Origin of the sequence: Streptomyces sp. KMM 9044 (assembly GCF_024701375.2) — a bacterium.
Lineage (GTDB): Bacteria > Actinomycetota > Actinomycetes > Streptomycetales > Streptomycetaceae > Streptomyces.
In genome coordinates, this window is sequence record NZ_CP113910.1 from 2,256,655 (window position 1) to 2,271,053 (window position 14,399).

Sequence of the window (14,399 nt, forward strand, 5' to 3'; positions counted from 1 at the left end):
GGCGGGGGAAATGATGATCCCGTCGACGAAGCGTGACACGGTCAGGGTGGTGTGCCGTCGGCGTGTGCGGCTCGACGAGGTGCGGCACGGGGCCAGCCGTACGGTGCGGGGACGAGGGTATGGCGACTCAACTGGTGATCATCAGTGACCGTGAACCGCCGGCATAGGTCCTGGGGGCCCAGCGGTTGGCCTTTCCGGCCAGCCGGGCCGCGAGCGGGCTGCCCGCCGAGGGCGACCAGGCCCTTCTCTGCACGACGCGGGGCTGCTACCGGAATCCGACACGTGACCGCGGCCGGGCCATGGGACTGGCCGTCGTCACGTCGCCCGTCGAGACGCTCCCGGAACCGGTCGTCTTCGGCGAGCGACGCTTCACCTCGGGGTGTGCCCTGCGGATCGAAGGGCTGGCGCCGGTGCGTGACGGTGTCGTGCTCGCCGACCTGGTCCCGCGGCTGGAGGTCTTCCCGGACGAGCGCTCCTGGAGCGTACGCATGCGGCGGGCGTCGCTCACCCTTCCGCCGGCGGACGCGCATCTGCTCACCCGTGAGCTGCGGCCGCTGCTCGGACCACGATCGGAACGGCTCGCCGGCTACACGCGGGGGACCGAGTGGCATGACGGAACCTGACCGGAACCGGCCGATCATGGCTACTACGTCCGTACACTGATCGACACGCTGTGTGCGTAGTCGGCGCGACGCGGCCGTCCGGGAACCGCACGGGCTCCCGAGCCGCTCCTCTGCCGCCGGCCGGATCTGATCCAAGGACGAGGGACGGGGGACGCGGAGCGGCATGCAGGCGTTGGACATGGAGAGGGACCCGGCTGTGCTGGGCCCGTTCGAGCTGCTCGCCGTGCTCGGTCAGGGAGGCATGGGCAGGACCTATCTGGCGCGGAGGCTACGGCTGGAGGACCTCCCGCCGGAACTGGAGGCGGCCTGTCACCTGACGGACGTCGACCAGCGGCAGGACGGTGGTCCTGTGCTCGCCGCGGTCAAAGTGGTCAAGCCGGACAGGCTGACGGACGGCAGCGAGCACTCCGAGCAGCAGGCGCGTGCCCGCTTCGGGCAGGAGATAGAGACGATGCGGACCGTCGTCAGCGCCCGGGTGCCGTCCCTCCTGGCGTCGGACGCCGACGCGGCACGGCCCTGGCTGGCCATGGACTACGTGCACGGCCCGACGCTCCACCACCTCGTGCACGCCCGCGGCCCGCTGGAGGTCGGCCCGTACGCGGCGGTCGGTCTGGCCCTCGTCGAGGCCCTGCGCGCCATCCACGAGGTGAAACTGCTGCACCGGGACCTCAAACCGGGCAACATCGCGATCGGCCCGGACGGCCCGGCGGTACTCGACTTCGGTCTGGCGGTGCTGACCGAACGCGACAGCGCCGAGGCGCTGACGAAGACCGGTACGGGTTTCGGGACCCCGGCCTACATGTCCCTGGAGCAGGCGACCGACGCCAAGCACGTCGAGGAGCCGGCCGACGTCTACTCTCTCGGCGCGGTGCTCTACTACACCGCGACGGGCCGGGTGGCCTTCCCTCACGGCCCCATTCCGGTGGAGCCCGGCTGGGAGCGGGTGCCGTCGCCCTTCGTACCGCTGCTCTCCCGGATGCTGGTGCACGTCGCGGTCCAGCGGCCGCTGCTCGGTGAGATCGAGCAGACTCTGGTGCAGCTGCTCGCCCAGCACGGCCTCACCCCGCAGGATGCGGCCGGACAGCTCCGGGCCCTGGTCGACTCGTCCGGGCTCGTACCGGTCCTTCCCCCCGGCGCGTTCGCCGACGGGCCCGACCCCGAGGTACGGTCGGCCGCCCAGCGGGCCGTGGACGAGGGCGACCGTCCGGACGCGCCGTGGGCGCCGGCCGACGACCTGTTCGCCGAGTTCCTGGCCGGGGAGGACGCTGAGCAGCTTCCGGCGGCCGACGTCGCCGACGCCCCTGCGCCTGCGCCTGCGCCTGCGCCTGCGCCTGCGCCCGACGACGCTCCTCCCGCCGGGTACGTACCGACCGTCGTGGACGAGGGGGCGGTGCGGACGCCGGGAACCGGGGCACCCGCGGGGAACCCCGCCAAGGTCACCAGCTACCGTCTGGCTCCGCCGAAGCCCGCGCCGGCCCCGGTGCCGGCGGAGCCGACGACGTCCGGTCCGCCGCCGGCCGCGCTCAAGGCGGCGGAGTCCCTGCGTCGCGCGTACGCGCACAGCGGACGTCTGTGAGCGGGGTACCGGCCGGGAACACCGATGGCCGGTGTCCCCGCCGTCGACGGCTCGGTCACGCCGGTCCCGCCGTGCGGGGCACGTGACGACGCCGCCCCCCTGCACGGCGTCCCCGCCGCCGTGACCGATTCCGGGGTGCCCGCCCGGCCGACGGGCGGCGAACGGTACAAAGGAAAACCCACACCGAGACCGTGCCCGCGACCCGGGTGTCGCCCCGCGGCCTCCGTCGAAAGGAACGTCCGTCATGTCCGAGACCGCCTCCGGTCTTCCCTCCGGCGCGCCCCCGGCCGGGACGCTGATCGAGGTCCGGGACGAGGAATGGCTGGTACGCAGCAGCGACGAGCTGCGGGCGGGCGAGTACGCGATCGACGCGATCGGCGCCTCGGAGCTGGTCCGCGGGCACAGCGCCCGGTTCCTGACGGCACTCGACGGCATGCCGCGGGTTCTGCGGCCGGAGGACACCAGGCTGGAGGTCGACGGGTCCGACGGGTACCGGGTCGGCCGGCTGTTCCTCGAAGCGGTGCGACGCAGGCTGCCGCTCCCGCAGGGGGAGCAGGGTCTCGCGCTGACCGAGGGGTTTCTGCTGGACCGGCTGGACTACCAGCTGAGGCCCGCGGTGAAGGCCCTCGCCAACCGGTTCCAGCCGCGGCTGCTGATCGGCGATGTCGTCGGCCTCGGCAAGACCCTGGAGATCGGGATCCTGCTGGGCGAGCTGATCCGGCGCGGCCGTGGTGAGCGCATCCTGGTGGTGACGCCGGCTCCCGTGCTGGAGCAGTTCCAGCACGAGATGTGGACGCGGTTCTCCCTGCCCCTGGTCCGGCTGGACAGCGCCGGCATCTCGCGGATCGAGCGGAAGATCCCGGTGGGGCGCAACCCGTTCACCTACTACAAGCGCGTCATCGTGTCGATGGACACCCTGAAGAACCAGAAGCGCTACGGGCCCTGGCTGCGGGACGTCGAGTGGGACGCCGTGGTGATGGACGAGTCGCACAATCTGCTCAACCGGGGCAGCGACCGCCGGGAGCTCGCCGAGGTGCTGGCCCGCCAGACCGACGCGCTGGTGCTGGCGAGCGCCACCCCGCACAACGGCGAGATGCGCGCCTTCACCGGCCTGGTCCGGCTGCTGGACCCGATGGCGGTGCGGGACGCCGCCCGCCCCCGGGCCGAGGAACTGCACCATCTGATGGTGCGGCGGACCAAGGTGAGCGACGAGGTCGCACGGGTGCTGGAGGACAAGTGGGCGCCCCGCGGCGATTCCCGCCCCCTGCGGGTGAGGGCGAGCGAGCTGGAGGAGGAGGTGTTCGCCGAGCTGGCGGCGGTGTGGCTGTCCGACCCCGGGGCCGGCCGGTCCGGCGCCCGGGGCGACGAGCGCCTCTTCCCGTACGTGCTGCTGAAGTCGTTCCTCTCCTCGCACCGGGCGCTGTTCGCGACGGCCCGCGAGAAGCTGGCCACGCTGGGGCACGCGCTTCCCGAGGGCCACAAGCAGGTAGCGGACCCCTCCCCGGCGGGGCCAGCGGAGTCCCCGGCGGCGCGCGAGGTGGTGTCCCTGCTGCGGCTCACCGAGCTGGCCCGGCGCATCGAGCTGACGGCGGCGGACGGTACGGGCGTCTCGGCCAAGCTCGCCGGACTCGTCGCCGAGCTGCGGGACGAGGTGAAGGTGGGGCCGGGCCGCGCGGCCCGCGCCGTCGTGTTCTCCGAGCGCCGCGAGACCCTCAACTGGCTCGGCACGGTGCTGCCGCCGCTGCTGGGCTGGTCGGACCCGAAGGACGGCGAGGCCGCCGTCAAGGTGATGCACAGCGGGGTCTCCGACACGGTCCAGATGGGCCACGTCGACGAGTTCGCCCGCGCGGGCGGGGACATCCGGGTGCTGCTCACCGGTGACGGCGCTTCAGAGGGTGTCAACCTGCACCGCCAGTGCCACCACCTGATCCACTGGGACCTGCCGTGGAGCCTGATCCGGGTCGAGCAGCGCAACGGCCGTATCGACCGCTACGGCCAGACCCGCCGCCCCGAGTTCCGCGCCCTGCTGCTCACCAGCGGGGTCGAGGGGGCGCTCGACGACCGGACCGTCGCGGAGAAGGTGCTGGCCCGCGAGGCCAGGGTGCACGAGGTGCTGGGCGCGGTGGAGGCCGTCACCCGGGAGAACGACGGGGACCGCGAGGAGCGCAGGGTCATGGAGGCGCTGCTGGGCCGGGCCACGTCCGAGGAGGCAGTGGCGGACCTGGAGGCGGTCCCGGTGGAGGCGTTCGCGTCGGGTGAGGGTGACGGGACACCGGGAACGGACGCCGCCGCGCTACCGGTCGAGCGGCTGACGATGAGCGAGTTCGGCACCGGCCCCGCACCCGTCGGCTCTCCGGCCCACGTCGCCTCGACGGTGACCGAGGCCGGTACGCCGGACGGGAGCGCCTTCGGCGCCGCTTCCGGACTGGACCTGGACATCGACCTGGACGACTTCGGGGACTTCGCCCCTCCGGCGGACGGCGAGGGGACGGAGGAGGACGGCAGCGGTAGGGGGGCGGCCTCGGGCACGGGCTCGTCGGAGGCCCCCGCCTCGGACATCCCCACGGTCGAGGAGCTGCGCTTCTTCTCCGGGGTCCCCGAGCGCAACCGGCAGGAGTTCGTCCTGGCCGGTCTCGCCGAGTTGCCGGACCTCGGCGGGCTGCGGGCCGGGCTCACCGTCGCGGGCACCGACCTGAGCTTCGAGCCGCCGCGGGACCTGGCCGACCGTTTCGACGTCCTGCCGCCCGGATACGTCCGTGACCAGGGCATCACGCGGCGGATCAACCTCACGTTCAGCCGGGAGGACGCCGCCGACTCGTTGCGGCGGGCCCGGGAGGACGCCGGTTCGACGTCGCTGTGGCCGGACGCGCACTACGTGGGCGAGTTGCACCCGGTAGTGGAGTGGATCACCGACAGGGTGCTGGTGGAGTACGGACGTCAGCAGGCCCTGGTGCTCCAGGTGGGGCCCGAGAAGGCGCCGGACCCGGTGTTCCTGACACAGGGGGTGTGGTCCAACGCGGAGGGCCGTCCCACCGCCGTGGTCTGGCTGGCGATCGACCAACTCGGCTCCGGCACGCCCCGCACCCGCGAGCTGACCCCCGGCCTGCTCGCGGCACTCGGAGTGGGTCCGGGGATGCCGGACCACTGGACCCCCTCCGACGCCGCGACGACACTCCAGCCGCTGGTGCGTCCCGCCGTGGAGGAGACCCGGCGGGCGATGCAACGGGTCAGGGACGTGGCGGAGGAGCGGGTGGACGGCCCGCTGCGCGACCTCGAACGCGGGATCGCCGCGTGGCGGCAGCAGACGCTGCCGGGTTTCGAGGGCGGCAAGCCCAAACAGCGGGAGGCGGCGGACCGGCTGGCCCGGCTCGCCGCCCGGCTGCGGACGGCCGGCGAGCCCATGGTCCGGGTGCTGGCCGTGCTGGAGGCCGGTTCATGACCGGCTCCGCTCCCCGTCGCGCCGCCGGCCGCCCGAGGGGTGGCCGCGCGCGCCGGGCCGCCTCCCGGCGCGCCGGTCCCTTCACGTCCGACGCGTCCCCGGTGGTGTCGGCGCCACCCCCGCCCCTCCCCTTTCCGAGCAGTCGGCAGGAGCCGCAGGCATGACGTTCGACTCCCTGATCAACGAGAACGAGTACTTTCCCTCGTTCTACCTGGACGACATCCTGCCCAAGGAGCTGGCGAGCGGCCCGCTGAAGGAGTGGGCGGCGCTGGAGCGGCAGGGTGTGCCCACGCCGCGGCAGGCGCTGCGCGACCTGACCGGCCCGTACATGGACGTACGGGCCGTGCTCGGTCCGGAGGCGGACAAGTACAACCGGCTGCCGTACGCGCCCGCCATGGCCTCGCAGCTCGCGGCGGCCGAGGTGCTGCGAGCGGTCGGCCCCGACGCCGGGCCGCCGGTCTTCCAGCCCTCGGTGCCCACCACGGACGACCCCGACGACCCGTACGTACCGGATGTGGAGGACGAGTGGCGCGAGGCACTGGACGGCTGGCACCGCCGACTGCTGTCCGCCCTGGGGTTCACCCCCTCCCCCGGTCACTTCGCCGTCCGTACCCCCACCGGGCCCGTCGCCGCCCCCGTCGCCCATCACGAGCCCGGGATCGTCGTCCTGACGGGCGGGTTCGCGGAGGATCTGGACGCCACCCGGGGCGACGGCACCGCGAACCTCCTGCCGGTGCCGGTGCGGGTGTCCGCGTCGAAGACCCTCACCACCGTCCGTGAGCTGGCATCCTGGCTGCTCAACTCGGAGAACGCGCCCCGCTACGCGCTGCTGCTCTTCGGGGGCGTGGTGATCCTCGCCGACCGGCACGCCTTCTCCCGGGGCCGCTGTCTGGCGGTACGGCTGGACACCGCGCTGCCCCGCAAGGCCGCCAAGGGTGCGCGTGCGAACGAGATCGACCTGATCGCAGCCCTCTTCGCGGCGGATTCGCTGCGGCCCGGCGAGAGCGGCGCGGACGACGGCATCGCCCGTCTGGTCGCCGCCTCCCGGGACCACTCGGTGGGAGTCACCGCCGAACTCCGCGTCGGCCTCCAGAAGTCGGTGCAGCTCATCGCCAACGAGGTCCTGGAGCGGGCCCGGACCGAGCGCGGCGTGCACCCCGAGGACCTGCCCGAGTGGCTGCCCGACGAGCTGCGTGAGCCGGGCGACCTGCCGCGCCTGCTCACCGAGGAGTCGCTGCGCTACCTGTACCGCATCCTGTTCCTGCTGTACGCGGAGGCCCGGCCGGAGCTGAACATCCTGCCGGTGAAGTCGGAGGCGTACGCCACCGGTTACAGCGTGGCCCGGCTGCGCGAGCTGGCCGTGCCGGACAGGCTGGGCAGCGCCTCACGCCGGGGCCACCACTTCCACGAGTCCCTCGCCCTGCTCTTCGACCGGGTCTACCACGGGCATCCGCTGGCAGGGACCGTCACCGACCGCGCCTCGGCCTCCGTCCTCGCCGAGGAGGCGCCGGCGCTCGCCGCCGACGACGGCCACGACGACGTCCGCGTGGAGGCCCTGCGCTCCCGCCTGTTCGACCCCGAGTCGACAAGGCTGGTCGGCCGCCGCGTCCCCTACCCGGACCGGGTGCGCCCCGACGGCTCTCCCGCCCCGGCACAGCCGCTGGACCTGCGCCTGCGCAACGAGGTGCTCCACCAGGTGCTGCGCCATTTGACCCTGGTGGAGGGCAGGGGCAGCAAGGGACGCGGAGGCTTCATCAGCTACGCGAACCTGAGCATCGACCAACTCGGCGCGGTGTACGAGGGCCTGATGGCGTACTCGGGTTTAGTCGCCACCGAGCCGCTGTACGAGGTCGCCAGGGGCGGCGACCCGGAGGGCGGGAGCTGGCTGATCAGCAAGGCGCAGGTGCGTTCCGGGCTGTACCCGGACACGCCGGGTGACAGCGTCTTCGTCAAGGCGGACGACATCAATCCGGAGACCGGCGTGCCGGACTCGGTGGTGCATCCGGTGGGTTCGTACGTCTACCGGCTGGCCGGCCGCGAGCGGCAGACGAGCGCCTCCTACTACACCCCGAAGTCCCTCACCGAGACCACGGTGGAGCAGACCCTGCGCTTCCGGCTCGACGACCAGGGCCGGACCGACCCCCGTGCACCGGAGAAGTCCCGGGTCACGGCCGCCGAGGTGCTGCGCTGGCGGGTGTGCGAACCGGCCCTGGGCTCGGGCGCGTTCCTCAACGAGGCCGTGAACCAGCTGGCCGAGCTGTACCTGAGGCTGGCCCAGCACGAGCGGGGCGAGCAGATCGACCCCGAGGAGTATCCGCGCGAACTGCAGAAGGCGAAGGCGTACATCGCCCTGCACAACGCCTACGGCGTCGACCTGAACCGTACGGCGGTGGAGCTGGCGGAGATCTCGCTGTGGCTGAACACCATGTACCCCGGGATGCGGGCCCCTTGGTACGGGCTGCACCTGCACCGGGGCAACTCGCTCGTCGGCGCGTCCCGGAAGGTGTACCCGGGCAAGGGGCTGAGCGAGGGCGGCTGGCTGAAGTCCGGGGGCCAGCAGAAGCCGCGTGTGCTGCCGTTCCCCGAGAAGCTGCCGGGGCGGTCGGTGCACCAGTTCCTGCTGCCGGCGCTGGGCTGGGGCTCGGTCGCCGAGTCCGTGTCGGTGCGCAGGCCGAAGAAGAACGCGGCCGACCGGACGCCGGTGAGCGTGGTGGCCGGGGCGGTCGCGGAGTGGCTGGAGCCTGAGCGGATCGAGGCGCTGAAGCGGTGGCGGTCGCGTATCCGGCGTGCGCCGGAGGGCTCGAAGACGTCGAAGCGGGCGGGCGCGGGCGCGTCGGCTGCCGCGCAGGTGGTCCGGTCCACGCCGCAGGAACGGGCCGCGAAGTCGGAGGCGCGGTCCGGGCAGGGGGCGTTCGACCTGGGGCTGGAGATCTGGGAGCAGGCGGGGCTGGACTTCGGCGGGTCCGGGGAGGCGGAGGGTTCCGGGGGCGCGGAGGGTTCCGGGGGCCCCGGTGCCCGGGCCGTCCCGGCCGCTTCCGTGCCGGCGGCGCGGGCCGCCCAGGTGTCCGCCCGGACGGCCACCGGCGGCGGTGAGGACGACGAAAGGCCCGGCGGGCGGTCCCAGACGGGCCGGCTGATGGCACTGGCCGAGCGGGTGGAGTACCTGTGGGGCCTGGTACGGCTCCGTCTGGAACTGTCCGAGCGGGAGATCGCGCGGCAGGTTCCCGTGTGGGGCGCGGACGCGCCGTCCGGTGGGACGGGCGGACCTATCATGGACCGTGCGGCGGTCGTCGCCGCCCTGCACGCGCCGGGCAGCCCGTACTGGCGGCTGCGGCAGCTCATGGACGCCTGGTGCGCCCTGTGGTTCTGGCCGCTGGAGCAGGTCGCCCTGCTGGACGGCACGGCACCGGACTACTTCCGTGAGGGCCGGGACCTGAAGAAGGCCCCCCGGGGCGGCGGGGACCGCCGGGTTGCCCTGCGGTCCCTGGACGACTGGATCGAGTTCGCCGAGGCCCTCGTCGGCCGCGTCGACGCCGACTCGGAGGCGGAGGCCAGAGCCAGGGGGACGACCTCGCTGTTCGAGATGCCGAAGGTGACCGGCCTGCGGGACCTGGACACCTTCGAGCAGGAACTCGACGGGCGGATGACCCGGCTGTCGGCCTGGGTGTCCTTCCTCGACCTGGGCGACCTGTTCCCGTGGCACGGGACGGCCGTACAGATCGCCAGGGACCGGGGGTTCTTCCACTGGGAGCTGGACTTCGCCCACGTGTTCGCGGAGGGCGGGTTCGACGTGATGGTGGGAAATCCGCCGTGGGTCAAGCAGGAGTGGAAGGAGAGCGAGGTCCTCGCCGAGTTCGAGCCGTGGTTCGAACTGGCGGAGAAGCCGGGCAACGAGGCGTGGGCCGAGCGGAAGTCGGCGGTGCTGGAGCGGGGGGACGCGCGGTCGGCGTTTCTGGGGGAGCTGGCGGGGGCGGCGGGGCTTTCCGGTTTCCTGGCCTCGGCTGACACCTGTCCGGAGCTCGTCGGAACGCAGCCGGATGTGTACCGCGGGTTCATGCTGCTCTCGTGGAGGTCGACGGGAGAAAGAGGAGCCGTGGGGCTCATCCATCCGTCCACTCATCTGACGGGGGCCAAGGAAGGCCCCTTGCGGCGTGCCTCCTATCAGCACCTGCGCCTGCACGCCGACTTCGTGAACGAGCTCTACCTCTTCGCCAAGCCGGTCGACCACAGCACGCATTTCAGCGTGAACATCTACGGCAGGAAGCGGGCCATCGGGTTCCAGCATCTGTCTTGGCTGGTCCATCCATTGGCCTCGTGTATTCAGCTACGAGGGCCGTCCGTCAGTGATGTGACGCCCTGATAGCGGAAGGGTGCCCCTGACCTGCGATGATCTGAACTTCCTAGATCAAGAACGTCGCAGAGTGGGGGCACCCAACAGGTGCAGGCTACCGAATGGGATCGTCGGCTCGTTGTGCGGGCCGACGGCAAGAACCTGGTCGGGCATGCGGGCGTGGTGCTGCTGCACCGGATCGCGGACCGGGTCGGGCTGACCCGCGCCCTGGCCGCCGCGCTGCCCCGCGGCGTCGGGCCGGGGTGGCGGGATCGCGGGATGGCCCTGGTCCAGCTGGCCTGCGCGATCGTCCTCGGCGCGAGGAATGTCCTGCAGGCCGAGCAACTGCAGCAGCACTGGAGGCCGTTCTTCCCCCGTCCGGTCTCGGACAGCACCCTGTGGCGCACGCTGGAAGCCATCGACGGCCCTGTCGGAGCCCGGGTGGAGCGCGTGCGCGCCGTGATACGGCGTGGGGTGTGGACGCTGCTCGCCCTGCGGCCCGGTGGGTTCCCGTGGATCTCGGTATGCGGGCGCACGCTCACCAACTGGTACGTCCTGGATCTCGATGCCACCTTGGTGACCTGCACCAGCAAGAAGGACGGCGCGGCCGGCACGTTCAAGGGCGGCTACGGACATCACCCGCTGGGCGCCTGGCTGGCCAATACCCGCGAGTGCGTGACCATGCTGCTACGGCCGGGCAACGCGGCGTCCAACGACGTCGCCGACCACAAGACGGTGCTGGCCGCCGCGCTGCGGCAACTCCGCTGCCGCTGTGGTCGAAGCTGCTGGTGAGGATCGACGGCGCGGCCTTCAGCCACGGCCTCCTTGAGCATCTGCAGGCGCTGACCACCAGCCGCCGCCGAGTGCGCTGGGTGACCGGCTGGGCCATCAATACCGCCGACGAGGCCGCGATCGCACTGCTGCCCGCGGACGTGTGGAACGACGCGCTGCGGCAGGACGGCGAGGTCCACGAGATCAAGGGCCCGGACGGACAGAAGGTCACCTACCAGGTCGCCGAGCTGACCGGGGTGCGCGACCTGAGCGGCTGGCCCGAGGGGATGCGGCTGATCGTGCGCCGGGTCAAGCCCTCGCGCCGCGATCTGAAGAAGCTGACCGCGTTCGAGCAGCGCACCGGCTGGCGTTACCAGATCGTCGCCACGAACATCCCCGCCCACCAGGGGCTTTCCGGGGTGTCCGGCTCCGGGCAGGTGTGGTTCGTCGATGCTCTCTACCGTGATCATGCCGAGGTCGAGGATCGTGTCAAGGCGATCAAGCGGATCGGCCTCGGGCTGCTGCCCTCGAAGTCCTGGCAGCTGAACGCCGCCTGGGTGCTGGCTGCCACTATCGCCGCGGACCTCGACGCATGGACCAGGCTCCTTCTCCTGCATGACGAGCCCGAACTCGCCGCCGCCGAACCGGAGACGATCCGCAGGAGGCTCTACCACCTGCCCGCCCGGCTCACCGCCCACGCACGCAGACGCACCCTCCACCTCGACCGCACCTGGCCCTGGGCGCCGGCGTTCGCCACCGCCTGGCAGCGGGCCACCCAGCTTCCGGCCCACACCTGACGGTCGGCCCCGCCCCGACGACAGCGGAGAGGAGAGGACCCGCAGCACCCTCGGGCCCGTGGAACCCGACGCCCCGCAGCGTCACGCGACGGCCCGTCCTCGAACGGCAGGGGACATTACGGGCAAACCGCCGAACCGACCGACGTCACACCGCAAGTGAAGAATCGAGGTTGGTTCTGTCTGAGTCTTTGCGTCACGACGGCAAGGGCGATACCCCCGGCATCAAGCACGCGGGCAACTGGGACCAACGGCCGCATGCGAAACGCGTCGTCACCGTGAGCACATCGACGCTCACCGAATGGCAGAAGCTGACGGGTGACAAGGAGGGGCCCGCCGAAGAGGCCAAGCTGCTGTTCCCCGTGACCGCGTCCGAGGAGTCGGCCATCTCGGCCCTGGCCAGGTGGCCACACCGGCTCGGGGCGCTCAGGCCGCGCATCAGCCCCGGTTTTCACGAGAAGAACGACCACACGGCGGGCTACTTCACCTGGGACTCCGGCCCGGCAGGGGCGTGGGAGGACGTAATCCTCCAGGGGCCGTTCTTCGGTATCGCGACGCCGTTCGCGAAGCGGCCGGTGGAGGGCGCGCGGACTTCGCTTCAGATGGAGCCCTGGGATAATACGGGGCTTGCCGAGGACGCGGTGCCGCGTACCAATTACCGGCGGGCCACGCCAAGGGCGCGGTTCCTGAAGGCGCAGGATCGTTGGGTAGACCACGGGCGGCTGGCGCAGCTTCTCACTTCTCCGGCCGCTGTGGACGCGGCCGAGACCGAGGTGCTGGCCGGTCGGCCCGACCTGGCGGAGGACGAGGCAGCATGCGCCCAGGCCGTCAAGTCACTTCTGGAAACGGTGGCGGAGCGACCGTACTCGGAGTTCTACCGAGTGGCGTGGCGGCGGCAGATTCCCTCCAACACTGAGCGCAGCCTCTTCGCCTCACTCATTCCGAGCGGTCCGGTGCACGTCGACCTGGTAAATAGCGCCTCACTGCACGATGACTTCAAGACGGTGTTGCTGAGCGGATTCATGGCCGGTCTCCCACTCGATTACTACCTGCGAGCTACAGGCCGTAACGACCTGCGTATCGGAGAAGCGAAGACACTTCCCTCACCCACACTCGGCCATCCCCTCACCCATGCCCTGCTCCTCCGCACCCTGCGCCTCAACGCCCAGACGAACGCCTACGCACGCCTCTGGTCCATGCTGTACGAGCCGTCCTGGGCGAAGGACGACTGGGCGGCGAAGAGCGAGTGGCCGTCAGCCCGTCCGAGCCTCTCGGCGGGCGTCGGTCCCGACTGGACGCGTGACGCCCCCCTCCGCTCGGAGTTCGCCCGGCGTGCCGCCCTGGTCGAGATTGACGCGCTCGTGGCCGTGTGGCTGGGCATCAGCGCGGAGGAGTTGGTCGCGATGTACCGGGCCCGGTTCCCTGTACTTCAGCAGTACGAGGAGAGCATGTGGTTCGACGCCACGGGGCGGAGGATCGCCAAGGCGCATCAGCAGCACGGCCACGACCAACCCAAGGACGCGTGGAAGCAGCTCAGTTCACATGACGACTTCCCGCTCAAGGGCAACATTCCCGAAGGCTACGAAGGGCCGCTGTACCGGGCGAACCGAGTGGAGGAGATGCAGGCCGCGCACGCGGAGTTCACGCGACGGATGCGGGCCGTCGGCTGGGAGCCCGGCGACACCGAGCCGCCCGGAGGGAAGTAGAACTTCGGCGCCGCATGACGTGGCCCCTGACCCCAAGGGGGCAGGGGCCACGTCATGCCAGGACTCACACGCGCAGGTCCGTGACGGCCAGGGCGACCAGCCCGGCCCACGCCTGCGGGGAGACGGTCACGATCGCGTCAGTCGGTCGCTTCGAGTCCCGCACGTGGACGGTGCCGGGGGCGGTGGCGACCTCCAGGCACTCGCCGCCACCCCCACCGCTGTAGCTGCTCTTGAACCAGGCTGTCTCCGAGATCATCGGTGCGCCCCCATCAGTCATCTCTCTCCCAGCAACTTCTCGATGAACGCTGACGACTCACGCGGGGTGAGCGCCTGTGATCGGATGATGCCATAGCGGGATTCGAGTTCATGAACCCTGGCTCGATCTGTATGCATACGGCTGTCATCCTGCACTTCCGTGTAGGCGATGCGTTGCCCCTCAGCCGTGTCAATGAGGTTGAAGGGCCCGTCCATTCCCGCGTGGTCCTCGCGATCCACCGGCATGACCTGGATCTCCACGTTCCGCTTCTGGCTGACCAGCAGGATGTGCTCCAACTGCTCGTTCAGTACCGACCGTCCACCGAGCGGCCTGCGCAGGACGAACTCCTCGATCACGAAGCTCAGCAAGGGCGCGGGGCGCCGGTCGAAGATGTCCTGCCGGGCCAGGCGCGCCGACAGCCGTTGTTCGATGACGTCGTCGTCCAGCAGCGGACGCTGCACGGTGAACACCGCGCGCGCGTACTCTTCCGTTTGCAACAGGCCAGGTACAGCGATGGCTGCGTACACGTGCACTCCCAGAGCCCTGGCCTCCGCACGCGCCGCGTCCCGGAAGTGTGCCGGATACTGCGCCCGAGCCACCTCCTCCTTCAGCGCCGCCAGCACCCCGCCCGCCCTCAGCGCCTCGTCCGCCCGCTCGATGAACCGGGGCGGCGGAATGCGGCGCCCCTGCTCGTAGGAGGCGATGCTGGAGGCCGAGTAGCCCAGCCTGCACCCCAGTTCCGTACGCTCCATGCCCGCCGCCGTTCTCAGCAGCTTCAGCTGGCGGCCGAACGCGGCCACCACCCCCGTACCCGGATCGTCCTCCGGCCGGGAGCCCGTCTCCCCCGCCGTGTGCTCCACGTCCGTGCCCAGTTCCGTCGGCTCCATCGGCCCTCACCGCCCGT

At 71.5% G+C, this 14,399-nt stretch carries 9 protein-coding genes; 7 read left to right on the forward strand and 2 right to left on the reverse strand.

Features of this window, described 5'->3' with window-relative positions; all coding sequences use genetic code 11:
• Positions 1-185 precede the first annotated feature (185 nt).
• From HUV60_RS09995 to HUV60_RS10025, 7 genes are all read left to right on the forward strand, one after another.
• Positions 186-623, forward strand: a complete 438-nt coding sequence (locus HUV60_RS09995; RefSeq protein ID WP_269441162.1) for a hypothetical protein — start codon at positions 186-188, stop codon at positions 621-623.
• A gap of 163 nt (positions 624-786) precedes the next feature.
• Positions 787-2,199: a serine/threonine-protein kinase gene (locus tag HUV60_RS10000; RefSeq protein ID WP_257847761.1), complete on the forward strand. Its 1,413-nt coding sequence runs from the start codon at positions 787-789 to the stop codon at positions 2,197-2,199.
• A gap of 244 nt (positions 2,200-2,443) precedes the next feature.
• A complete protein-coding gene (locus HUV60_RS10005; RefSeq protein WP_257847760.1) occupies positions 2,444-5,638 on the forward strand; it encodes a DEAD/DEAH box helicase in 3,195 nt (1,064 codons plus the stop codon).
• Between the two features lie 160 nt (positions 5,639-5,798).
• Positions 5,799-9,998 carry an Eco57I restriction-modification methylase domain-containing protein gene (locus HUV60_RS10010; protein ID WP_257847759.1) on the forward strand — a complete coding sequence of 1,400 codons (4,200 nt, stop codon included), beginning with the start codon at positions 5,799-5,801 and terminating at the stop codon, positions 9,996-9,998.
• A gap of 78 nt (positions 9,999-10,076) precedes the next feature.
• Positions 10,077-10,760, forward strand: a complete 684-nt coding sequence (locus HUV60_RS10015; protein WP_269441099.1) for a transposase — start codon at positions 10,077-10,079, stop codon at positions 10,758-10,760.
• Complete coding sequence (locus tag HUV60_RS10020) at positions 10,757-11,536, forward strand: transposase (protein ID WP_257853091.1); 780 nt, start codon at positions 10,757-10,759, stop codon at positions 11,534-11,536. Before HUV60_RS10015 ends, HUV60_RS10020 begins: the two co-directional genes overlap by 4 nt.
• Positions 11,537-11,706: 170 nt before the next feature.
• Complete coding sequence (locus tag HUV60_RS10025) at positions 11,707-13,239, forward strand: hypothetical protein (RefSeq protein WP_257847757.1); 1,533 nt, start codon at positions 11,707-11,709, stop codon at positions 13,237-13,239.
• Positions 13,240-13,303: 64 nt separating this feature from the next.
• On the opposite strand, the gene HUV60_RS10030 is transcribed toward HUV60_RS10025, so the two are convergent.
• Positions 13,304-13,495, reverse strand: a complete 192-nt coding sequence (locus HUV60_RS10030; RefSeq protein ID WP_257847756.1) for a DUF397 domain-containing protein — start codon at positions 13,493-13,495, stop codon at positions 13,304-13,306.
• Positions 13,496-13,512: 17 nt separating this feature from the next.
• Positions 13,513-14,382 (reverse strand): helix-turn-helix domain-containing protein, encoded by an 870-nt coding sequence (locus HUV60_RS10035; RefSeq protein ID WP_443047253.1) that lies wholly within the window; start codon positions 14,380-14,382, stop codon positions 13,513-13,515.
• Positions 14,383-14,399: the final 17 nt, after the last annotated feature.